The organism is Arcticibacterium sp. SM2516, from assembly GCF_057914865.1.
The window spans coordinates 870,672-895,625 of sequence record NZ_CP195290.1 but is presented as its reverse complement, the minus strand read 5'-3'; the positions used below and the strand labels follow the sequence as shown (position 1 = coordinate 895,625).

At 38.0% G+C, this 24,954-nt stretch carries 18 protein-coding genes; 11 read left to right on the top strand and 7 right to left on the bottom strand.

The features are described 5' to 3' along the window. Positions 1–50 precede the first annotated feature (50 nt). On the top strand, positions 51–1,604 hold the full coding sequence (locus ACSBFT_RS03835) for an arylsulfatase (RefSeq protein ID WP_489603575.1): 1,554 nt from the start codon (positions 51–53) through the stop codon (positions 1,602–1,604). A 120-nt stretch (positions 1,605–1,724) separates the two neighbouring features. On the opposite strand, the gene ACSBFT_RS03830 is transcribed toward ACSBFT_RS03835, so the two are convergent. From ACSBFT_RS03830 to ACSBFT_RS03810, 5 genes are all read right to left on the bottom strand, one after another. Beyond that, positions 1,725–2,912 carry an efflux RND transporter periplasmic adaptor subunit gene (locus ACSBFT_RS03830; protein WP_489603574.1) on the bottom strand — a complete coding sequence of 396 codons (1,188 nt, stop codon included), beginning with the start codon at positions 2,910–2,912 and terminating at the stop codon, positions 1,725–1,727. Positions 2,913–2,916: 4 nt separating this feature from the next. After that, a complete protein-coding gene (locus ACSBFT_RS03825; protein WP_489603573.1) occupies positions 2,917–7,227 on the bottom strand; it encodes a CusA/CzcA family heavy metal efflux RND transporter in 4,311 nt (1,436 codons plus the stop codon). A 60-nt stretch (positions 7,228–7,287) separates the two neighbouring features. Then, on the bottom strand, positions 7,288–7,590 hold the full coding sequence (locus ACSBFT_RS03820; protein WP_489603571.1) for a hypothetical protein: 303 nt from the start codon (positions 7,588–7,590) through the stop codon (positions 7,288–7,290). Between the two features lie 436 nt (positions 7,591–8,026). Beyond that, the gene (locus ACSBFT_RS03815; protein ID WP_489603570.1) at positions 8,027–8,920 is read right to left on the bottom strand and encodes a glycerophosphodiester phosphodiesterase family protein; all 894 of its coding nucleotides are present in this window, start codon (positions 8,918–8,920) and stop codon (positions 8,027–8,029) included. A 194-nt stretch (positions 8,921–9,114) separates the two neighbouring features. Continuing rightward, on the bottom strand, positions 9,115–10,518 hold the full coding sequence (locus tag ACSBFT_RS03810; RefSeq protein WP_489603568.1) for a purple acid phosphatase family protein: 1,404 nt from the start codon (positions 10,516–10,518) through the stop codon (positions 9,115–9,117). A 195-nt stretch (positions 10,519–10,713) separates the two neighbouring features. Here ACSBFT_RS03810 and ACSBFT_RS03805 point away from each other — a divergent pair, with 195 nt between their 5' ends. The 9 genes from ACSBFT_RS03805 (at position 10,714) to ACSBFT_RS03765 (ending at position 21,152) form a co-directional block, all read left to right on the top strand. After that, positions 10,714–12,072 (top strand): PhoPQ-activated pathogenicity-related family protein, encoded by a 1,359-nt coding sequence (locus tag ACSBFT_RS03805; protein ID WP_489603567.1) that lies wholly within the window; start codon positions 10,714–10,716, stop codon positions 12,070–12,072. A 194-nt stretch (positions 12,073–12,266) separates the two neighbouring features. Further along, positions 12,267–12,965 (top strand): helix-turn-helix transcriptional regulator, encoded by a 699-nt coding sequence (locus ACSBFT_RS03800; RefSeq protein ID WP_489603565.1) that lies wholly within the window; start codon positions 12,267–12,269, stop codon positions 12,963–12,965. A 3-nt stretch (positions 12,966–12,968) separates the two neighbouring features. Then, complete coding sequence (locus ACSBFT_RS03795) at positions 12,969–13,667, top strand: helix-turn-helix transcriptional regulator (RefSeq protein ID WP_489603563.1); 699 nt, start codon at positions 12,969–12,971, stop codon at positions 13,665–13,667. Between the two features lie 2 nt (positions 13,668–13,669). After that, the gene (locus ACSBFT_RS03790; protein ID WP_489603561.1) at positions 13,670–14,047 is read left to right on the top strand and encodes a response regulator transcription factor; all 378 of its coding nucleotides are present in this window, start codon (positions 13,670–13,672) and stop codon (positions 14,045–14,047) included. A gap of 200 nt (positions 14,048–14,247) precedes the next feature. Continuing rightward, the gene (locus ACSBFT_RS03785) at positions 14,248–14,544 is read left to right on the top strand and encodes a LytTR family transcriptional regulator DNA-binding domain-containing protein (RefSeq protein WP_489603560.1); all 297 of its coding nucleotides are present in this window, start codon (positions 14,248–14,250) and stop codon (positions 14,542–14,544) included. Position 14,545: 1 nt separating this feature from the next. Continuing rightward, positions 14,546–17,647, top strand: coding sequence for an FG-GAP repeat domain-containing protein (locus ACSBFT_RS03780; RefSeq protein WP_489603559.1), 3,102 nt, complete (start codon positions 14,546–14,548; stop codon positions 17,645–17,647). Positions 17,648–17,685: 38 nt separating this feature from the next. Next, positions 17,686–18,726, top strand: a complete 1,041-nt coding sequence (locus ACSBFT_RS03775) for a hypothetical protein (RefSeq protein ID WP_489603557.1) — start codon at positions 17,686–17,688, stop codon at positions 18,724–18,726. Positions 18,727–18,728: 2 nt separating this feature from the next. Further along, the gene (locus ACSBFT_RS03770) at positions 18,729–20,261 is read left to right on the top strand and encodes a 3-coathanger stack domain-containing protein (protein ID WP_489603556.1); all 1,533 of its coding nucleotides are present in this window, start codon (positions 18,729–18,731) and stop codon (positions 20,259–20,261) included. Between the two features lie 213 nt (positions 20,262–20,474). Then, positions 20,475–21,152 (top strand): hypothetical protein, encoded by a 678-nt coding sequence (locus ACSBFT_RS03765; protein ID WP_489603555.1) that lies wholly within the window; start codon positions 20,475–20,477, stop codon positions 21,150–21,152. 177 nt (positions 21,153–21,329) lie between these two features. Here the strand turns inward: ACSBFT_RS03765 and ACSBFT_RS03760 are convergent, their stop codons facing one another. Together ACSBFT_RS03760 and ACSBFT_RS03755 are read right to left on the bottom strand one after the other, a co-directional pair. Further along, positions 21,330–22,085: a phytanoyl-CoA dioxygenase family protein gene (locus ACSBFT_RS03760; RefSeq protein ID WP_489603554.1), complete on the bottom strand. Its 756-nt coding sequence runs from the start codon at positions 22,083–22,085 to the stop codon at positions 21,330–21,332. A gap of 35 nt (positions 22,086–22,120) precedes the next feature. After that, entirely contained in the window at positions 22,121–23,818 is a 1,698-nt protein-coding gene (locus tag ACSBFT_RS03755) for an amidohydrolase (RefSeq protein WP_489603552.1), read from the bottom strand. A gap of 274 nt (positions 23,819–24,092) precedes the next feature. Between ACSBFT_RS03755 and ACSBFT_RS03750 the strand changes: the two genes are divergently transcribed. Continuing rightward, complete coding sequence (locus tag ACSBFT_RS03750) at positions 24,093–24,920, top strand: hypothetical protein (protein WP_463047796.1); 828 nt, start codon at positions 24,093–24,095, stop codon at positions 24,918–24,920. The last annotated feature ends 34 nt before the right edge of the window (positions 24,921–24,954 follow it).

The following is a 24,954-nucleotide window of genomic DNA, read 5'->3' as shown; positions in this document are numbered from 1 at the left end:
AATGCCTTAGCTTAGTGATATGACTTCAATTTCTGTCCTGCTAAAAACAAATGAAAATCAAGATTCCTTTACTCGCTCCTCTTCTTATTCTTTTTTGCATTGTTCAAAGCATTGCTCAAAAACAACCCAATATCATTCTCATTTATGCCGACGACTTAGGGATTGGCATGCTAGGGCATGAAGGGCAAAAAATCATTACAACGCCACATATTGATAGGCTGGCGGTGGAAGGCATGCGATTTAAAAATGCCTATGCCAACATGCTTTGTGCTCCTTCTAGGGCTTCACTTATATCTGGCATGCACGATTGTCATGAAAATAGATTTGAAGTGACCCATGGTGGCATCTATAAAAAAGCAACAAAATCAAATCTTGCCGACATTGAAAAGACCATCAATAATGTGCTTTCACCTATTCCATCAGACCAAGTATTTTTAGGCGAAGTGGCTCAAAAGATGGGCTATAAAACAGCTCAATTTGGTAAACTTGAGTGGGGTTTTTCTGCTACAGATAAGCAAATGAAAAGACATGGATGGGATCATTATTTTGGGTATTTAGACCATGAAAGAGCCCATGGATTTTATCCTCCATTCCTTTTTGAAGATGGCAAGCTTGTAGAGATTGAAGGCAATACACTCTTAAATTCTGGAAAATCTGCTGAGCCAGAAACTCCAGAAGGTTTAAAAGAACGCTGGAATATGGAGGGTAAAAAAGTCTATTCTCAGAATCTCTTCATGGATAAGGTGCTTAACTTTATAGATGAGAATAAACAGAATCCTTTCTTTTTATATTTCCCTACCCAGCTGCCTCATGGTCCTGTTTCCATTCCCGAGGTTCACCCCGACTTTATTAACAATGATCGCTTAACTCAAATAGAGAAGGAATATGCCTCCATGGTAAAAATGCTTGACGACAATGTAGGTCAAATACTTCATAAACTAGAAGCCTTAAATCTCGATGATCATACCATGGTCATTTTTGCCTCAGATAATGGTCACGAAATTTACTATGGTTTGGAAGGTCGTGTGCTAAAACCTTATACCAATATGCAAACCGGCGAGCGATTCAATGATTTAGATCAGAAATATTACAGTGAAGTAGGTGGCGATGTTTTTAACGGAAACGGTGGTAGAGCAGGGATGAAAAGAAGTAATCTGCAAGGCGGCATTAATGTGCCACTGATAGTAAGATGGCCGGGGAAAATTCAAGAAGGATTGACCAGTGAAAGATTGGTAACCAATTACGATATACTACCAACACTAGCCGAATTAACAGGCTTTAATAAAAACTATAAAACCGACGGCATTTCTTTCTTAAAGGAACTGCTAAACGGTAAAAAAGATAAGGAACACCCGTTTGTTGTTTATGCTTCTTTCACAGGACCTACGCTCATTACCAAAGACGGTTGGAAAATCAGAACCGACCTGATAAAAGATGCAGTAGAGCTTTTTTATTTACCGAACGATTTTAAAGAAGAAAATGACCTGTCTGAACAGCAACCTAAAAGATTAAAAGAACTAAAAGCCTTACTCCTGAAAGCCTGCGACGGCGATTTAGACCATGGTCATTTCCAGAATAAAAACAATCTTGGGTATGGTAAATAGCTTCCTCTAAAGTGAATTCGAGCGTTGAAAAGTTAATGTTTTCCGACAAAGATTTTATTCATATAATACTCCTAAGAAACCAGAAGAGGGCTGCCGCTAAAACGGCAACCTTTCTTTTTTCTAGTGCGTGTGAGCTAAATCTCCAGACTGAGACTTGGCATAAATGTAATAAGCTCCTTTAGTCACTATCTTAGTGCCTTCAAGTAATTCGTCTAGGAAATCTACCGCCACATAACCTTTATTGACAGCACCTGGAATTACCACATGCTTTTTAAAATCCGACATCTCACTATTACTGTTGGGAACAGAAAGGTAGATATAAGAGTTTTCTCCATCTTTAAAAATGGCTTCTTCGGGCAGAGCATTTACCGTTTTATTATTTAACCAAATCTCTGCATTGATAAATAAATCTTTCAAAAACGGAGGCTTTTTGCCATGTAAATGGCCATGAACTCTTACCGTCTTCGTTTCTTGATTAAACTCCTTCCCTATCACACTCACTTCTCCATCATATTTCTGATTTCCTAAAGCAGGTACGGTATAGCTAATTTCTTGTCCCACTTTAATGCCCGCAATATCCTTCTCAAAAATATCTAATTCTAAGTGCAGGTGGTCGTCTGCTACAATCTCCATCAGAGAGGCCGTAGCTTCAGCAAACATGCCATTATGCATCTTAATACTAGAAATATAACCACTCATTGGTGCTATTAGAGCTATCCGCTGCGTAATGGTCTCAGGAGTTAGTTTTTCTACAGAAATACCCAAGTAAGCCAGCTGCTTTGTCAAACTCATGGTTTTAGCTTCCAATACCGCCAATTCTGCCTCTGCAGTTTCTAAGGTTCTGGAAACCCCTGCCGCAGCATCAAAAAGCGTTTGCTGTCTGGCCTTTTCTAGTTTCTTCAGCTTTAATTGGGCTTTAGCTTCTAAATAATCCTGCTGCTTTATAATGAAGTCAGGGTTTTCTATGAAGGAAATCACCTCTCCCTTTTTAATAAAATTACCTTCTACATACTTTTTGCTGCCCACTATTATTCCAGACGCTTTGGCAGTGACAGAAGAATAGGCGTTTGGTGGAATACCCAAAGTACCAGCCGCCTTCACAAAACCGTTCACCTTCATGGTGCTTAATTCTCCAAGCTCTAATCCGATGGTCTGTACTTGTTTTGAGGTTAAATGAATGACGTTTTCAGGGGTAGCCGTTAGAGCCGTATTATCCACTGCTACGTTCTCTTCCTTTGTTTTTTCAGAGCCACAAGAACTAAACAATGCCACCGTGGCAATTGCTAAATATTTTATATAATGATGCATCTATTTATTGATTTATAAAAAATTGATAATTGGCTATAGCCTGATTAAGTGCCCATACTTGCTCTAAATAAGCCTTATGTGTACTGGCAGAAATTTGTAGGGTATTTAGAAGTTCCAAATATGGAAGCTCACCAGCCTCATAATTTAGTTGGGTCACTCTAATCATTTCAGGATTAACAGTTTGCAACTGCCCCTCGTAAAATGCTCTACCCTCTTCATAGATTTGAATGGCATTTTGAGCGGTATTAATGGCCAACTGAATTTTGATCTTTTCGCTGTCAATTTGTTGCTCCGCTTGCCTTACAGAAATTTTCTGTGCCGCTATTTTCTTTTTGAGTTGAGAATTAAAAATGGGCAAACTTATGCCTGCCTGAACACCATTTAGCCAGCCTCCTTGGTAATAGTTTTGTGCGGAATAACCCAAATGAAATCCCGGTTTCAATTGAGCCTTTATAATAGCTTCTTGAGATTTGGCTATTTCCATTTCTTGTTCCTTCATCTTCAAGCTGGCAATACTTTCAAAGTCAAAACTGCCATAACTCATAACCTCTGGCACAGCCGAAGTAGTGAGTTGATCGCTGATGTTGATCTGAAATGCCAAAGCTTTCTCGAGATTAAGTATTTCAATTTCAATTTGCCTTTTAAGCAATCCATATTCGGCACTTTTAGCCTTCAGGTTTAATGTTTCCATAGGATTAGCAGAACCTGTTTCTAATCTTAGTGCGGCTGTTTTTTGATAAGTCTCATATGTTTTGGTTTGCTGCTCATAAAGACTTAAAAGCTGCTTTTTAAACTGAATGTTGTAAAATAACAGCCTTATGTTCCTTTTCAATTCCGTCATGGTAAGGCTTTTGCCTATCTCATTTTGCAACACCTTATGGTTTTGTAAATCGTTTGCCGCTTTAAAAACACTTGGATTTTCAAAATTTTGCCTAAGCACGAGCTGATTCACTTGCTGACCATACAGCTTTTCATTGATAGCATCCGACTGGTAATTGAAATCTGTATTTCCCGGATTGTATTTCAAATTTTGTAACGATTTGCTTTGTTCAATAGCCAAGTTTGACGCCCTCATCTCTGGATGATTTTGAATGGCCAAATCAATAGCAGTTTCTAGATCAACCTCTCTTTTCTGTGCATAAGAAGAAATCGAAATACCTAAAAAGAAAACAAGGATGAGAGCCAGTTTGCCATTAATGATCGCTTCTTTTCGTTCACTCCATTTCTCTAACCAATAATACAGAATTGGTATAATGATGAGTGTTAAAAACGTGGCAGTTAGTAGTCCACCTATCACTACGGTAGCCAGCGGACGCTGCACTTCAGCTCCACCTGAGGTAGAAATGGCCATGGGTAAGAAACCGAAAGACGCCACTGTGGCCGTCATTAAAACAGGCCTTAACCGCACTTTGGTACCTTCAATAATTCGATCTACCACATTGCTCATTCCTTCATCTTTTAGCTGGTTAAAATACCCTATCAATACAATTCCGTTTAAAACGGCCACGCCAAACAATGCAATGAAGCCAATACCGGCTGAAATACTAAAAGGCAGCCCTCTCAGCTGCAATGCCCACACACCGCCAATGGCAGACAAGGGAATGGCGGTAAAAATGAGACCGGCTTGCGACAAGGAACCAAAAGTGAAATACAAAAGAATAAAAATAAGCCCAAGGGCTATAGGCAGGGCAATCGCCAAACGAGCATTGGCCTTTTTTAAGTTTTCAAACTGCCCGCCATAGGTAAAGTAATAACCAGTCGGTAGCTGAAGTTTGGCCTCTAATTCCTCTTGAATACTAGACACCAATGATTCTACGTCTGTATCTCCCACATTGACACCTATAACGATACTCCTTTTGGTGTTTTCTCTTGATATCTGCATTGGAGAGTTCTTTAGAGAAATGTCAGCAATAGAACTCAAAGGAACCTGGCTGCCATTTTTCAAAGTGATAAATAGATTTTTGATATCTTCTACGCCCGTTCTATTTTCTTGGTCTAGTCTTATAACCAAGTCGAATCGTTTTTCGCCCTCATATATAATTCCAGCTTTTTCGCCCGCAAAAGCAGAGCGAACCACCTGATTCACCTCTTTTATATGCAAGCCATATTGTGCCATTCTATCATAATTATAATCAATAATTACCTGTGGCATACCTATGGTTTGTTCCACATTGATAGTGCCCACACCCGCAATTTGGGCAATGATCTGTTCTGCTTTTTTAGCATTGACATGTAGTAAATCCAAATCGTCTCCAAAAAGTTTGATGGCAATATCTGCCTTTGTCCCAGTCATTAATTCATTAAACCTCAATTGAATAGGCTGAGAATATTCATAAGCTACGCCCGGAATTTCCATTAAAGAAGCATCTAGTTTTTGAAACATTTCCTGCCTATTTGATGCCGTTGTCCATTCTTCTTTTGGTTTCATAACTAGCGTATAATCTCCTATCTCAACAGGCATGGGGTCTGTCGGTATTTCTGACGAACCAATATTTACCACCACCTCTTCTATTTCCGGAAACTCTGCCAATAACTTCTTCTGAATGACCTTGGCTGTTTCCACACTTTGACTTAGAGAGCTACCCGGAGGTAGAATCTGTTGAATAGCCAAATCTCCCTCTTCTAACGTAGGAATAAACTCACCGCCCATCTTTGAAAAAACGATATAACTTACTATAAAAAGTACAAACGTACCACCCACAAAAAGGGTCTTAAAACGCAAGGCTAAATCTAAAATTGGGGTATATAATTTCTGAAAGAAATCAATGATTCTGTCGGCGATGGTTCTCTTATTACTCACCTCTTTTTTCAAAAACAAGGCAGACATCATAGGCACATAAGTAAGCGACAAAATAAGAGCTCCTGTAATGGCCAACATGACGGTTTGAGCCATCGGTTTAAACATTTTGCCCTCTATACCCACCAAAGCTAAGATAGGTATATACACCATGAGTATGATAATTTCGCCGAAGGCAGCAGAACTTCTAATCTTCTGAGATGAGTTTATCACCTCATTATCCATTTGATTCTGAGTCATCTTTTTACCTCCATAACCCACCTGCAATCGATGTACCACAGACTCAACTATGATAACCGCCCCGTCTACGATTAATCCAAAATCTATAGCTCCTAAACTCATGAGGTTGGCCGAAATACCCAGCAGGTTCATCATGGAAACAGCAAAAAGCATGGCAAAAGGAATAACAGAAGCCACAATAAGCCCTGCACGCCAATTTCCCAATAAGATAACCAAGATGAAAACTACAATAAGCCCACCTTCAATCAGGTTTTTCTCTACCGTACCCATGGCAGTACTTACTAGTTTATCTCTGACTAAATAGGGTTCTATGATTACACCTTCGGGTAAAGACTTTTGAATCTGCAACACCCGCTCTTTCACCAGTTCAGTAACCTCTGCGGAGTTGGCTCCTTTAAACATCATCACCTTTCCGCCCACCACTTCTTTGCCATTTCTAACCATGGCACCGTATCGCAGGGCTTTTCCAAACTGAACGGTGGCCACATCCTTAATTAAAATAGGAATATTGTTTTTTTCGGATACCACTATATGCCCAATATCCTCCAAAGACTTGGCAATGCCGTCTGTTCTTATATAATACGTGCTCGGATTTTTCTCAATATATCCGCCGCCCGTATTTTCATTGCTACTTTCCAAGGCTTCAAAAACCTCAGTAATACCAATGCCCATCGACTTCAGTAAATTGGGATTTACAGCAACCTCGTATTGTTTAAGATGACCACCAGCGGAGTTAATCTCTGCTACTCCGGGTATTCCAGAAAGCTGACGTTTCACTATCCAATCTTGAATGGTCCTTAAATCGGTATCGGAATACTTCTCTTCAAAACCTGGCTCAGGAATTACCACATACTGGTAAATCTCTCCCAAACCTGTAGAAATAGGTGCCAGTTCGGGTGTTCCGAGTCCTTCAGGAATATTACTTTGAGCCTCTTTCAAACTCTCTCCTACAAGCTGACGAGCCAAATAGATGTCGTAATCTTCTTCAAAAACTACGGTAATGACCGATAAACCAAACCTTGAAATTGACCTGATTTCTTCTGTTTTTTGAAGATTTTGGAGCGAGAGCTCAATGGGGGTGGTGATAAACTGTTCAATCTCCTGTGTAGCCAAGGTGGGAGAAGTGGTGATAATCATCACCTGATTATTAGTGATGTCTGGTACAGCATCAATGGGTATTTGGCGAATGGAGAATATTCCCCATACACTCAGGGCAAGCATAAATAGCCCTATTATAAACTTATTCTGTACAGAATAAGCAATTATCTTATCAAACATAAATTGAATTTTAAAACCTTAGAATGGAATGATTTGGACGTAATACGCCCTAGAAAAAGCTTAAACTTGGCTAGGAGGATGCCAGACACCGGCAGAGTAATCGCCAGTATAATTAAAGGAATAATAAAATGTATAAGTAAAACGAGCGGGAATCCAGATTTTAATGGGAACCAGACTGAGGTCAAAATGAAATGAGGAGCCACAGCACTGGCAAAGGCAAAATGGACTACAGTCGTCTTCGTCACCTTCTTGGTGTTGATGCGTTCTATCCACTAATCTAGCTCCATCCGTATTACCTTTTACAGATAATAGAAAATCGTCTCCGCATGGCATAATAGCCATTAGCAGCACCGAAAGGGACAATATGAAGGTTGTAAATCTCAACTGCCGGCAAAAGTACAAGAAAATAGAATGCAACACATCTGCAAAACGCTTTAGGTTTCTAAATTAGAATTAGTCTTGGTTGGTTGCGTAAAAAAGGAGTGGTCTGTTAAGGGAATTACCTTAGGTATGATAGCCAAAACACTTGTTAGCATAGCCTCCCAAAAGCATAAAACCCGGTTGATGCATTGGAGAAACGTAATGAGTTTTAAAAATCAGACATTTAAAATCAATCACAATAGCGGTGCTATGCCAATCTCGCTTAAATGGATTTACGAACTGATTTGAAGCAATTTAGCTACTCTCCCGATAAAATCGGGAGAGTAGCTAATGCATAAAGCGGGTTAAAGAAATTATAGAAGTGAATAAGTCACAACAAAAAATAATTAGGAAGCATTAAAAGTTTTAACATCCAGTACTACTGATGTAAGCCCGTTGACTTTAAAGCCTTAAGCATTTTTTCTGGCTGGTCTGTTTGCAATACATTAGCACCATTTTGTAGGAAATCCATTAAAAGGTCGCTACTTCCTTCTGTTAAGGATTTATCAATTTTGCCAAAGGCATTAATCCAAACTTTAATCTTTTTAGACTTCATATCGTCTACCAAAGCTTTGGTATAAAAACTTGGGTCAATATGAATAATAACAGGGTTGAAAATACGAATAGCCTTGGCCACCTCTTTATCAGAATGCGTTCTTGGCATAAGGTACAGGCTAGGATCTATCCTTTTTATCTTCCTTAATACACTATAATCGCTATCAAAAAAGAAGACTTGATCATGCATCAATGATTTTTGAACTTCCGCTACAACAGATCTAATATTCTTCAATTTTAAGTCCAAGTCTATCAGAATATGACCCTTTGTTAGCTGGAAGACCTCCTCCAAAGTTGGAATTTGCTGGTCGCTCAAAGTGCCATCAGCATTTTTAAGTCTAAGCTTTCTAAGTTCCTCAAAAGTGTAAGTCTCCAATGCCCCTGTTCCGTTGGTGGTACGGTCTATTGTACCGTCATGCATTAACATGGGCACTCCATCTTTTGATGTTTTGACATCAATCTCGATAATATCAATCCCCTCTTTAATAGCGTTTTCTACGGATCGTAGAGAGTTTTCTGGTGCGGCATTATGGGCAGCCCTATGAGCGGCTACCAAAACAGAGGAGGCATGCTCTCCAAAAAAAGCATTTTGAAGATAATCCCCACCCTGCTGACTATAAACCGCTGGTCCAATTAGTAAAAATAGAAGTGCTGTTTTAACAGCATTTTTGTAATTCATGGCTATAAAGCAAAGGTTTTTCATAGTATAAGTTTTCATGGCTCTAAAGCAGTGGTTAGGTAATTATCTGCTTTAGTGTTTTATAGTTTCATGGCTATAATCCTTTCTATTTTTGTGGTTACGGTTAAATAAATTTCATGGCAAAAAGTGCCTTTAAATGGCTTATAGTTTCATGGCTATAAAGCATTTTTTTATGTCATTATAATGTTGAATAAATGTTTCTTGGTAGAAGGCTATTTCTTTTTATGTCTTCTTTCTGGAGTATCTGGAATCTGATTGATAAGCACGTTTGGTTTCTTTCCGTTTTTCTTTAAAATAAAAGAGTCGTATAGGTCTCCTGAGCCCGTGAAGGCTTTATAATGTACTAAATCTTCTGCTACCGTAATCACCTGAAACAGCTGCGTATTTTCTGCCTTTCGCTCCATCCAGCTTTCTTCATAGGTCATGTCATACATTTTAGGACCACTTACAGAAACCACATACATGGTACCAGATTCTTTAGATTTCACAGAAGAACCTGTAGACACATTATTGGCTGTTCCTCTTCCATAAGCATGGTCATGCCCTTGCAAAACTAAATCTACTCTGTGCTTGTCAAATATAGGCTTGAAAGTATCCCTCAATTTCACATTATCTCTGTTCGGTTTAGTAGAGTAAACTGGGTAATGAAGGGTTATAACCGTCCATTTTTTAGGATTGTAAGTCAAAATGGAATCTAACCAATCTGCTTGAGCCTTACTATAAAAAGGAGATTCGTCAATCTGCTCTGCATCTAAGGAAATCACCTTCATCTCAGGGTAATTGATTTCATAACAAGTCTCTTCCAATCCCTTTACGCCATTTAGCGGTAGATTAAACTGCGGCCTCCACTGTGGCGATAGTTTTACATTCCTGTATTCATGATTTCCGGGCGTCATAATGCTTGGTACCTGAGCATGAATAAAACCACCCGCATGAAACCACTCTCCCCACTCCACATCTCTGTTATGAGCATTTATCAGGTCGCCCGCGTGAAGCATAAAATCTATCTGAGGCATGGTATGATATGCTTCTCTAATAATTCTAGACCACATAGACTTCAATTCATTTTGAGCATCGCCAAAATAAACGAAAGATATAGGCGAATTCTTACCAGGCATGGTGATTTGAAACCACTCGCTCCAGCTTGATCCCGCCCCTACTCTATAAACATATTTCTGGCCTGGTTCCAAGTTTTTAATGATCCCTCCGTGATAATTAGCCTTTACAACTGGCTCATTCTCCCGCTCCACCACTAGGGTTTCTGTGATGGCTTTTAGACTCATAACAGCATCTCTAAACTCTGGGCCATGTGTAGCCTTAGCATATTCTATAAAACCTTCCCTTACATTTAAAGAGGTTCGCCAGTTTACGGCCACCGATGTAATAGGGTCTTCTGTAAGGTTTAGTATGATTCTGTCGGGGACATTACTTGGAAAAAGTAATTTATGATCTGCAAACTGACTCATCAAAGAATCCAGATGTGCATAACCATGACTGTGCTGTGAACCGCCGTGTGTATGCTGTAAATCTTGAGCAAATGAAGTGCTTAAAACAGAACAAAGTAAAAGCGAGTAAAATACTGACTTGCAGTACGTTAACCTAACTTTAAATTTCATATTTAGATTTGATTTATTATTAATAGTTAACTATTTTTGTCTCAGTTCCTACCTGAACATATCCCCATGTTCACCCTTAAGACTCCCAGTTCACTAAAATGGACTACTCGTTTTAAGAAGTATTTCTAAAAAAAATATTCCCAATTTCTCGTAAACAATGGTGTTCTAACATATGCCATTATTGACCCAAAAAAAATGAAATTAAAAAACTTAATTTTCGGACTTTTTCTGTCCGCCATCCTTTTCCAATCTTGCAGACAACAAGCCAAGGTTGCAGAGGTAAATTCTATCAATGCCTTAGAAAGTTACATTGCCAAGGCAGATACTGCTTATCAATGGGCTGTTACAGACAGTTTTGAACTAGATTCCGTAAAAGGGTATCAACTTATTATGACCTCTCAAGTTTGGCAAGGCATCACATGGAAACACCAGCTTACGGTTTTTGTACCAAAAGAGGTAGCATACACGGGTTCGCTCCTATTTATATCTGGCGGAAGCAATGAGGAATCCGAACCTAATTTAAGAAGCAACACAGACGAGCTTTCAACAGATCTGGCTAATATGGCTATAAAAAACAAAGCCGTGGTTTCATTGATAAGACAAACGCCCAATCAGCCACTCTTTGGTGATTTAACAGAAGATGCACTGATATCATATACGCTACACAACTTCAAAAAAGACGGCGATTATAACTGGCCGCTACTTTTTCCTATGGTAAAAAGTGTCATTAGAGGTATGGATGCGGTTCAAGCGTTTGCCGATCAAAAATTACATAAGAAAATAGAGAAATTCACCCTGTCTGGTTATTCAAAAAGAGGCTGGACCACTTGGTTAACAGGCTCACAGGATAAAAGAGTAGAAGCCATAGGACCGATGGTGATAGACGTCCTGAATATGCCAGTTAGTTTGCAGTATCAAATATCTACTTGGAACGATTACAGCATCGAGATTCAAGACTACGTGGCTCTAGAAATACCCCAATCTATGGCGTCTGATACGGGTACTTACTTGGTAAATATGATTGACCCTTATTCTTATAGAAAGCAATTGACCATGCCTAAAATGATTTTCATTGGAACCAATGACCCATACTGGCCAGTAGATGCTATCAAAAACTATTACGACAGTATTCCTGGTGAAAACTACATTCATTATGTGCCCAATGCAGGTCACGATTTAGCAGGCGGGAAACAAGCCATGGAGGCCTTAGGTGCTTTTTGGGGCAACACACTTCAAAAAAGACCTTATCCAGTTTGCACATGGAAGACGACTTCTACTAGCAAAGGAATGGATATCAATATCAAGACCTCCGCAGACAAGTTGATAGACGTGCTAGTATGGACGGCAAGTTCTGAAGACAGAGATTTCAGAAATGACGAATGGACCTCTAAAAGCCTTGGTCTTAAAAACGTTTCTAACGTAGATGTCTCTACCGAATTTGCAGCCTCCGGCTTCAAAGCAATTTATGTGGATTTAAAATACCAAGATGCCACTGGAGGTACTTTTACAGAAAGCACCAGAATGTTTGTTTTGGACAGTAAGGAGTTGCAGTAATTCTTTTTTTTGATTCTCATTTAGCCCATCTCTTCTAGGAGTGATGGGCTTTTTGCGTTTTTGGGGTTCGAAACGCTTAAGATTGATATTTTTAAATATCAATTCCTGCAGCATCATTATACCCCGTTCGGGGTATTGCCTTCCCGTCAAACTTGAACTAGTTTTAATAACTGTTCATTTAGCCTTACAAAATCATGATTTATACAGAGAAAGAACTTATCAATCTACATAAATGCTCTGTCTTCAAACTTGACGCTCTTACGTATCTTAATGAAGAAATGATAGTAGATATAGGTGAAGAAACCGATTCTCTCATTTCTGTCAATAGGTCTCAGGATTTTTCATACGGAGTCCTAAGTCCAAAAAGTTTGGCGTTTTATGGTAGGACTCAAAAAGAATTAAATCAAGAAGATAGTTCATTTGTTTTGGATCGTTTGCAAAACAGAACTATTGAAAGAATTCTACCTGCACTAGTAAACTTTTACCAAAATGGGGATCAAAACACCACATTTACAGATATTCAAGTGGTAAGGAGAGACATTGACCAACCATTCCAGAATATCTTGACAACATCGAAAATAAGCTCTAACGGTAATTTTTTAACATTCAACCTTCCTACTGAGGAGCTTGGCTCTATGGGCAAGAAAATGGAAAGAGAGCTGGAAATCTCTAAAAAGTATCAACAAAGACTACCTCAGTTTCTAAAGCTAACTAAAAAAGAAAAGCTGGTGCTCACGCTCTTATCAGAGGGATATACCAATGCCGAAATAGGGCATCAATTACTGTGTTCTCCGCACACTATAAGAACGCAAAGGATTTGTATTTACAAAAAACTAGATATCAAAAGTTTAAAAGAGGCCATTAATTGGGCTATTATGTTTAATCTAATCTAAAAGATGGTTTACACCGAAAAAGAACTCCTTCATATTCATTCTTGTGCCATTTACAAACTTGATGGCCTTACAGCATTTAATCAGCAGAAAGCCTTAGACTTAAGCAAAGAGACTAAAACAATGGTTTTCACCAATAAAGGAGAAGATTTTTCCTACGGTTTAATGAGTCCTGTTGGCCAATCTTTTTATAACCGTTCTTTAAAAGAATTAAACAATGAGGATAGTCAATTTGTATTTGACCGCATTCATCCTGAAACAGCTGAACGCTTAGTTCCAGCCTTCCAAAGTTTTTACGCAACGAATGACAAACATGATGTTTTTACCGATTTACAGAAAGTACGAAGAGACATTGACAGACCTTACGAACATGTTTTGACTTCTACTAAAGTTAGTCATAATGGAGACTACTTAACTTTTTGTCTTCCCATATCAGAATTGGGGCGTTTAGGTGCTAAAATTCAAAGAGAGCTTGAAATCAGCCATTCTTTTCAAATAAACCTAAAACGGTTTCTACAACTAACCATTCGCGAAAAAGAAGTTACAAGGCTAATTTCCATCGGTTTCACAAACAAAGAAGTCGGTAACTTTCTTGGAATTAGCCATCATACCGTAAGAACTTTAAAAATGTATATCTACAAAAAACTAGAGGTACATACCTTAAAAGAACTAATCCGCTTTGCAATCACATTTAATTTAGTCTGACATTGACCAACACTAAACTTAATAACAAACCCAACAAAACACCAGAAATCACTGGAGACAAGGCCTACATTCCTGCAATGTTGTCTTCCGAAAAGTATATTCCACTAAACCTGACCACACTTACAAAAATTAATCTAAGAAGGGTTTTAGAGCTGGAACGCTTTAGAATAAGCCATGAATTAACTTTTAGTAAACTAACCAAAAGAGAAGTCAAAATCATGGCCTTACTTGCGGAAGGTTTTACTCGTAAAGAAATAGGAGAACAACTATTCACTTCCCCAAACACAGTACGAACACACCGCAACAATATCTACAAAAAACTGGAAATATCCCGATTTCCTGACCTTATACTATATGCTAGAGCTTTTGATTTAATATAGCTAAAGCACTCTATCATAAAACTTTACCTACCATTCACCACCTAGAAGGTTCTAAAAATACGCAAAACGTCGTATTGACTGCCTACGCCCTCGTTTCTAGCTTTGTAATGTACAAGAAGGGTTAAAACACCCTCTATATAAGGGTGATAACCTTCTTACTAAAACCCCTTAATAGATAGAATTTTGAAATAAAAAAGAGCATGAAAAAACTAACACTCCCCTCACAAAGCGAAATAATTTATCTCAAAGGAATTATCAATTACACAGAATTCCATCTTGAAAATGGAAAAAAAGAAATTTCCAGTTCCACCTTACTAAGGCATCAGGAACGCCATACTCATTTTTTAAGAGTCAATAAATCACATCTAGTTAATCCCAAGTTTGTGAAACGCATTCATTCAGATGGCCCTCAATATGAAGTAGAACTAAAAAACGGCCTAAGGCTTAATGTAAGCCGCCGTCGTAAAAATATTTTAGACCAATTTCAAATAGCATAAAATGAAATCAATTTTAATTAATCTAGTTTTCAATAGTTATCGCAGACTATCATTCCTAGTTGCCTTATTTTTTTCACAATCTCTTTATGCTCAATTTTTTGTAGAACAATCACCTTCAATAATACAAGGAGTTTCTGACAGCCGTATTGCAAACGCTGACGTAGATGGCGATGGAGATATTGACTTTGTGTTGCAAGGGAATTCTACATCTGGTGCTGTTACCAGATTATATTTAAATAACGGTTGTGGCTTTTTTGGTGCTTCAAGTAGTTCAGGAATAGATAACCTAGTAAGAGGATCTGTTGATATGGCAGATATTGATGGAGATGGAGATCAAGATTTAATTAGCTGTGGTCGTGAAACATATAATGGTACAATAAAGACCTATTTGTACCTCAATAATGGTAGTGGTATTTTCTCTAGTACAAGTACGCCTTTTGATGACATGTATGGCATCGTAAAATTCATCAATCTAGACAATCAAAATGGTATAGATGTATTTATTGGTGGATATGACGGTAATGATTTTATCAATAATATTTACTTAAATAATGGATCAGGGAGTTTTACTGAAGTAACGGGTGCACCTTTTTCTGGTAAATACGCAGTTGCAGCAAATTTCGCTGATATAGACGGAGATGGAGATCAAGACTATTTATTTAGTAATAGCTCAGAAGCTATTACTTATTTAAATGATGGCAACGGAATATTTACAGTAAAGCCTAATCCTGCTATTGCACCAGTATATGTTTCAACTATCAATTTCGCAGATATTGATAATGATTCCGACATGGATCTCTTAATGACAGGGGTTGATAACTCAAATGGTTATGATAGAACTTGTCGACTTTACAAAAATGACGGTTCAGGCAACTTCGCTTTAGATAATTCAAACAATTTTGTTGGGGTGCAATCTGGAAGTGTAGATTTTTATGACATAGATCAAGATGGCGACCTAGACTTCGCTATCACAGGTACCATTGACAATACCCCGTACCGCCAAACCAAAGTATATCTTAACAATGGATCAGGTATTTTTAGTGACTACTCAAACGCTACATTTACCGCTGTGGAAGGTGGAACTGCCACATTTTTCGACATTACAGGAGATGGACTTAAAGACTTGTTTGTAAGTGGATATACTGGTTCTCCTGGAAATAAATCTAAGTTTTACATAAATGTACCTTCGGAAAAGATCACGGCTTGCGATTCCTATACATGGATAGATGGAGTGACATACACTTCTAGTACTAATACGCCCACTCACACTATCACTGGTGGAGGGATTAACGGCTGCGATTTAATAAAAAATCTAGATCTTAATTTAGTTCACTCTGCCAATACAACCGATTATGTCATAACCGAGGAAAGTTCCTTTACATGGATTGATGGTAATACCTACAATACTAGTAGTTCTAATGCAGCCACATTTACTGTGCCTAATTCTCAAGGATGTAGCAATCAAATTACTCTTAATCTTACATTAAATTCTACTGGCGTAAACCCCGAAGACGAACCCGAGTTTAAATGGGTTCATAGAGCCATAGAAACCAGCCAGCACCCTTCTTGCATTGCTCCTACATATATTACAAGCACAACGCTGAGCAATGGCGACGCAATTGTTGCTGGAATTTCACCTTGTGATTTCAAATTAAAGACTCCTAGCGGAGAAATGGACTTGCTAAGTGGAAATTACTTAGCAAGGTATTCGAAAAATGGTCAACTATTATGGGTTAAATCTAATCTAAGTATCGACGTACCAACGTTAATCGGTACGGATGAGTTTGACAATATTTATGTCCCTAGTAGTAATTCTACCACTCAATTAATTCGAAAATACTCAGGAAATGGAGATTTTGTAATGGATATAAGCCTTCAAGGGATAGGTGTACTTTTCAAGACACTAATTGTTCAAAACAATATCATCTATTTAGGAGGTTACATCAGAACATCTGGAGGCAACCCAATTCCGTTTGGCTTACCATCCCCTACTTCAAGTGACGGCTTAATTGCAACACTTAATGCCGCCACAGGTGCGGTTATTTCAGCTAATAGTATAGAAGGAGCGGGAGAATGTTTTCTTCAAAGTTTGGATGTTGACAGCCAAGGAAACATTTATATAACAGGGGACATTGTTTATACCAATGATTTTGATTTAACCAATGGTGAAAACATTCAAAACGGGGCTTCAGGCTTCTTTCAAAGTGATTTCTCAGGCACAGTTTTCTTAGCCAAGTATGATTCCAATCTCAGCCTCCAATGGGTGAAGCCTTTCCGTACCTCAGGCAGCACGATTCAAAGACCGACTGGAATGAAAATCAATATGACCACAGATGATATTTATCTAACAGGTTATTTTAGAAACAGCATAGACTTAGATCCCTCTGGTGCCACATTTAATGTTAGCACAAACCATAACCGAAACTTTTTTATTGCTCAGTATAATTCAGACGGAGATTTGAACTGGGGAAAAGGTTATGGAGGAAACGACGAGGACGAGCCTAAAGCAATTGATATTGACTCAGAAGGAAATTTACTTGTTGCGGGCAATACTAATGTTAGGCTAGTTACACATCCTGAAAATAGTAATTGGGAACTAGTAAAAGCCGATATAGAAATTCATAAGTATATGTCAACTGGTTCATTAGCTTGGATAAAATCTTTCACCAGCGATTATGGTCATTATATAAATGAAGACCAAAACAGCTTAAGAAATATCTCTGCTACACCAAATGGTGGATTTGTAGTGACTGGGACTTTCACTAGAAGTATGGATTTTGATGACAGCCCTGCTTACAATGTCCTAAATGCAAATACTGCCTATGACAATGCCTATTGGGGGCAAGACCTCTTTTTTATGAGCTATGGAAATGTATCTCCTTGCCCTGAAAATCTGGCACTTGGTAGCCCTACAGATGATATCACTACGGGAACTATTGAGTTAGAAGCCAATAGTACAACTGGTTATATCAATGCCGAAAATAAACTTTCAAACGGTACAAACACTATTTACCGAGCAGGTCGATATATAAAACTAGAACCAGGCTTTTTGGCAAACACAGGTGCCATTTTCAAAACTGAATTTGGCGGATGTGAAGAATAAAACAAAACATGAATTTTAAAAATCAAACCAATAATACAATGAAAAATCTTTACTCCATTTTCTTACTCACTATTTTAAGTACAACACTTTTAGCTCAAACCACCCGCCGCGTAAACGGTGATCCAAACATCACTGGTGTCAATGTGTACAATACTGTTCAAGCTGCTGTGGATGCAGCAAATACGGATGATGTGATTTTAATTGAGAATTACGGTCTACCTTCAAGTACACAATCCAATTATTCTGAAACGGTGGTAGTGGATAAAAAAATACATTTTAGAGGTAATGGTTACTATCTTACGAACCCAGAACTAACTATCAGCCCCCTCGATCCAAGGTTTGTATATGTTAGTGCTATTACATTTGATATAGGAAGTTCTGGAAGCTCGGTAAAACACTTATTTGTTAATAGCACTAATATCTACACCCCAAATGTATTATTTGAATCTTCAAGAATAGGATTAATTTACTTTAATAGCTATGGTACCCCAGCTAATATAATCTCAGCTGGAATTAATACTATCGTGAGAAAATGTTTGATATCTTCAATTGACGATAACAGAGGGGAGTTAATTGAAGAAGTGCAGAACTTGAATTTATTGGTTGAAAATAGCATGATTGCTTCAGCAATAAGGGATTGTAACAACTCAATAATTAAGAATTGTCATATCGGTGAGATTAGTTCTACTAGTAATTCAATCTTTACAAATTGTATTGTTGTTAGCTCTGTTTCAGACAGAAACAACTCAAATAACTCAATTTCGTACTGCATTAGTTTCGCAAATGACCTTCCAACACAAGGAAATAATACTAACAATATTCTTTGGCAACAATTGTACTCTGGTTCTCAGTATTTTAACGACAATAGTTTTGATGGTGAGAATGATTTAGTTCTTTCTAACTCTTCCATTGCACAAAACGCCGGAATAAACGGAGGTGATATAGGTATTTATGGAGGTACTTACCCTTATGAACTTTCTGGTTTGCCACATCATCCTATAAGTACGTTTTTCATCAATAGCGGTATTGGTAATAACTCAATTGACATAGACGCAGTCATCACTATAAAGGCAAATTAATTATGAAAAAGCTAAGCCTGTTAATTGGCTTTGTTTTTTCTGTCAACTTACTGTCAGCTCAAAACATTGCCAACATAGAATACTTTATTGATACTGACCCTGGTATAGGAAACGGTACGCCCATAGCCGTAGCTACGCCGGCAGCAGAAATTCAAAGCTCGTTTTCTTTTCCTTTAACAAGTCTGTCGGATGGTTTTCACACCTTACAAGTTAGGGCACAAGATGATAATGGAGATTGGGGTAATACCGTTTACAGAGTTTTTGCCAAGTTCTTTGTAACAAACGGCGTAATACCTGTACCCGAGAACATAGTAGCGGTAGAATACTTCATTGATACCGACCCTGGGCATGGAGCGGGTACTGCGATACCTATTACACCCGGTATAGCTCTAAATGAACTTTCATTTAGTTTTCCTGTAACTGCTTTAGCTAATGGTTTTCACACGCTACAAGTGCGAGCCCAAAATGATGATGGGCATTGGAGTAATACTTCTTATCGGGTATTTGCCAAGTTTGACTTGACCAATGGTGGGTATCCTACCCCAGCTAATATTACTGCCGCAGAATACTTCATAGACAACGACCCCGGCCATGATAACGGAACTTCTATTCCTATTTCCGCAGGTCAGTCTTTAGATAATTTAGCCATTACTTTTCCTGTAAATTCACTTTCTGATGGCTTTCATTCACTTTCCGTAAGAGCCAAAAATGCTGACGGGCATTGGGGAAATACTAGCTACCGCTATTTTGTGAAGTTTGATACTGCTCCGCCTATAAATACGCCACCATCGCCTATAGTCTATTTGGAATACTTTGTGGACAATGACCCAGGGGCAGGCAACGGAACAAGTGTACCTATTTCTAGTTCAACTTTTTTGGACAAACAAATGATAGACGTACAGCTAAATAGCTTATCAAATGGCATCCATCGTGTATCTGTCCGTTCTAAAAACCAAAATGGAGATTGGAATCAGGTGAATTATCAAGAGTTCACTGTTAAAGATAATGTAGTTGCTATTGGCAATGCCTTAGATGCATTTTGCAGAGATAATGCATTCAATGTCCCTTTTTCTGTATCTGGAAGCTTTTCTCCTACGAATACTTTCACACTTCAATTGTCCGACCAAAACGGAAGTTTTAGTAGTCCAACGATTCTCGGTACCGTTTCAGGCAATAGTTCCGGAACTATTTCGGCCATCATTCCGACGGGTACCACTGTAGCTCCTGGGTATAAAATGCGTATTGTTTCTTCTAATCCGTCAGATGACGAGCAGCCCATAAAGCTTTTTGAAGTTTTGGCCATTTGCCCACCGCCATGTGCTGCTAGTACAACTCTAGTAAGCTCTGCTGATGACATCAATGGAAGTATGACTTTAATTGAGGTAAACGGTACCACTGGCTATATTCAAGCAAGTAATAAAATTCTAAATGGTGCAAATGCTACCTACAATGCAGGTCGTTATATAGAGCTGACTGAGGGTTTTGAAGCTCAATCGGGGACTATTTTTACCGTTGAGATAGGGGGATGTCAATGACATATATATTATAGCACAAAGCCCTTCTCTCGTAGGAGTGATGGGCTTTTTACGTTTAGAGGGGTTTGATAAATTGATACAGCAAGCACTAATTCCGTATAAAATGTAAAACCCTTGTCCCGCCCAGTAAGAAAAACAGGCATTAAACCATAGTATATTTGAATGTAAGGTGGACTGATTGATAAATTGAAGTAATACAAATCATAACAGAAAATGAAAAAATCAATCTTCCTTACCCTACTAATTCTCAGTATCGTTTCCATAAAGTCTTTCTCGCAAGACTTGAAAACCAGTAAAAACACCATAATTAAGGTTGAATATTTAGGTGGCACTTTTCTACTGGGACACCTAGATAAATATGAACCTGCCACCACACGTGAGAAAAAAAGCTATGACCTTAATCAAAAACAACTTAATACCGACTGGCAGAGTTATTTATTCGAAAAGGTAAAACTAGCTTTAGATGAAAGCGACATTAAAACCGAGCCCATTAACGTATTAGAAAACCATAAGGTACTTTACAGCAATGGATTTCCAACCATTTTAATGGCAAAATCAGCCATCAAAAAGATGATTAAAAATGGTTACAGTTCTGACAATTTTATGGTCATCAGACTTGACACCGAAGCCGAAACGGGGCTCAAAGGGGCTTCTACAACAGCTGTAAACAAGTTTACTCCTACCGCCACGGTAAGTATAGACGTCTTTGGTTCGGACGGAAAAAAAGCACATTCGGCTGACCATAAATCCTCTACGCCAGAAAAGATAACAAATAAGGCTTATTTCGGAGGCAGATTTGACAAACTAGATGATGACATGATACTGAGGCTAAAAGAGCTTTATGAGCCTTTGATAAACGAAGCCATTTCTGAGGCTGTGGCAAAACTTTAGGCAATTGTTTGACCATACACGAAGCTCTATGAATTTTGTCTTTTACCAGCCTCGGCTCTGAGTAGTTGTGTGTGTTAGCACTTAACTTTACAAGTATACATCAAGTTGGAAATTCTTGCGGAATTTCCAACTTAGGCGAGAACAAGCCATTGTGTGTGCCACAAACGAACCGAAGCCTTACTTCGCTGCATTCGAGCCTAATTGTTGTGTGCTGGCTTTTATTTCATAATGTTCTAACCAAGCCAGCGGTTCAGTCAAATTATGCTTATTAAATTCTAAATGTATTACTCGCCTTTTCTTTCCGTTTGTTGTTCTGCTTGAAGCGTGTAAAGTCAGAGGTTTCATTAACATTGCTCCGCCTTTTTCTACTTCACAAACAAATTCGTTTTCTATATTCCAATCTTTCGAGTCAGCACGAACTATTCCTTTTAAGTGAGATTTTGGGATTACTTTTAACGCTCCGTTGTTTTTGTCCGTTTTATCTAAATGAATTCGGATTGTTATTGTGTCTTGTAAAATTTCTATTGGTGGCTGAACTCCGTATTGTCCTTTTTTAAAAGTCCAATTCACATAATTTTCTAAATCCACTTTTTTATCAACTGAAATACTCAAATCTTGATGGTAAGCAACAAACCAATTCGATGCACTAGGTTTGTCAAAATAAATGGCTTTTGTAAGGAAATATTCGGATGCCGAAAGGTCAGTAATTAATTCAGTCAGTTTTTTGTTGAACAACAAATCGCTCAATTCAGGTACATTTTTGATTAATTGTCTAATCGCAAATAAATCCTCTGTTTTCATAAACGAATTTCCGTTTTGCTCAGCATTTTCAATACAAGCCAGCATCTGACTTATTTCATGGTCCGAATACAAGTCCATTAAAACGGAATATCCATTTTCTTCAAGTTCTATTTTGTTTCTTTCGTAATTCATTTTTCAGCTTACATAAAACGTTTTTAGGATGAACACTACTTGGCGGTATAAACAACTTTTCCATCAAAAATGGTCATAGCCACTTTAGTCTTTAAGATATCTGCTTCTGGTACAGTCATAATATCTTGGTCAAAGATGGTAAAGTCAGCTAATTTCCCCATTGTGATTGACCCTTTTATTTCCTCATCAAAAGAACCAAAAGCCGCATCTATGGTATAAGACTTTAAAGCCTGCCATCTCGTTATTTTCTGTTCTGGTTCATAACCATTTTCGGGTGTTCCTTTTAGAGTCTTCCTGCTCACACTAGCATAAAAGCAGGCAATTGGGTTGATGGGTTCTACTGGAACATCCGTCCCATTGATAATAGGCACTCCAGACGTTAAAAGTGATTGCCACATGTAAGCTCCTTCTTTTATTCGTAGCTCTCCTAGCCTATCTATGGCCCACGGCCTATCAGACGACATATGAATACCTTGCATGGCTGGAATTACATTTAACTCCGCAAATCGTGGAATATCCAACGGATTAAGATGCTGAGCATGTTCAATTCTGAATCTATGATTCTGACTTTTTACAGGATACTTTTTAAAACCTAGTTCATATTTATCAAGAATCTCTCTGTTAGCTCTATCGCCAATGGCATGGCTACAAACTTGAAAGCCGTTTTCTAATGCTTTAAAGACTATATTTTCAACACTTGCCAAAGGAATAGTAGAATGTCCGAAATGACCGGGCATATCTGAATATTCTTCTAATAACCAAGCTCCTCTGGAACCTAAAGCCCCATCTGAATGAATTTTTATAGCCCTAATGTTTAAGAGATTATCTTCATCAAAAGCAGGTCCTTTCTTATACCATTCTTCCAATAAAGTACTATCGGTACTAGATAACATGGCATGAAGCCTTACCTTAAGCTTACCTTCCGCCTTCATTTTATTATAAAGCTCAACTGTTCCTCTGTAAATACCAGCATCATGAAAACTCGTAATTCCGTTTTTATGACAAGCTTTCATGGCTGATTCAAAGGCCTTTTGAACTCTTTCAGGACTATCTTTCGGTATAACAGAGCCAATTATGTATTCTGCATTTTCATTAAAAATACCCGTTGGCCTTCCATCTGGGTATCTAATTATTTCGCCACCATCTACTTTTTTCGGAGCCTTGGAAATAACGCCAGCCATTTCCATAGCTTTGGCATTTGCAAAACCTGCATGTCCGCTTGCATGACCTAAGTAAACAGGGTTATTTGGAGAAACAGCACTTAGCATCTCGTGCGTTTGAAAACCTTTGACCATAGGTTCTGGAAGTTCTGACCATTTACTTTGATGCCAGCCTCGTCCTAATATCCACTCACCCGGTTTGGCATTTTTAGCCGCATCTTCCACTATATCAATGATTTCTTGATAACTGGTGGTTGTGCTTAAATCTAGTTCTAATTCACTATATCCCAATCCCATTAGGTGTCCATGCCCTTCTATGAAGCCGGGTGTCATGGTTTTACCCTCTAAATCTAACATTTCAGTATTAGAATCCTTGAAGCTCAAAGCATCTTCCAGGGAACCACTAAAGAGTATTATATTATCTTTAATAGCAACCGATTCCACTTTAGGATTACCCTCATCCACGGTATAAATAGTGCCACCATGAATAATTAGACTTGCTTTTGAAGAATCGCCTTCCTTTTGACAGGAAAAAGACATAAATAAGGATAAAACAATAAGTATAACTCTCATGCTCAGTTTCTGATAATAAGATTTAAGCTAAGAGATTCTTTTGTTAAAGTAAAAGTTTAAATGATAAATTATGGAAGAGGTAGTAGCAAAAAAAGCAGGCGGCCAATAAAATTGACAGCCTGCTTTGAATTATATAAGAAAGGATTAAGAATTACTTCTCTCTCACACTTACCGCTATTCTACGGTTTTGTTCAATTGTCTAACTAAACATCGATGCTAGATAACAACTAATGATTAAATTTATAAGTCAAATAATATCTAGCTAAATTCAAGTATGAATAACGACTTAGGAATAGCTTTAGGAACTCTTATAATATTATGTGGTACTGGTTGGACGGCATATCACACTTACAAAAAGGGAATTGAGGCAGAAAAATCGGAACAAGCAAGTATAAAACAAGCGACTGATACAAACTCAGCCGTTAAAATAACAAAGGAAATAGCTCAAAGCTCAGATATAAAAATTGACGCACTAAATTTTCAAAATTTGGAGCTCAAGCAACAAAATATACATCTGCAAGAACGTATTGATAATTTAAGAGCTGAAAACACTAGCCTCTATGAAAAATTGCAAGGAAAATCCATCAAAATGTTTGACTTTGCCAGTGATGCCAATACTTACCCTAGGTTAACATATTATACTCATCAAGGTCAAAATCGATTATCTGTATTTTTGGAAGTAATAGGAGAAAATTCACTTTCAAATGTAGAAGTAGAGCATATTAACCTAACTGATTTAGAAGACTTTAACCGAAAGGGCTACCCAGTAAACTCTGACCCGACAATCCAAAATAGAATTAGAGAGGAATTCCTATCAGCAAAATTCAATGCACCTGAACTATCAGGAGGTTCATTTTCCAACAAATCCAAAACAGAAGTTTACTCAGGCCCAACAATTAGGCTCAAATCAAGAGACCCATTAAATACGAAAATCTACAAATTAAAAGCCATTATACGGACGAAAACTAATGCATTTGAACAAACTACGGTATTAAAGTCATACATGACTACAAAATCTGGTTTTCTGTGGACTGTATCATACACGATTAAAGATCAAACAGGAAAAGTATTAGAAGAAAAAAACTTCCCACCCCCGTATTAAAGTAAAAAAGCCCCGAAACCATAGTTTCGAGGCT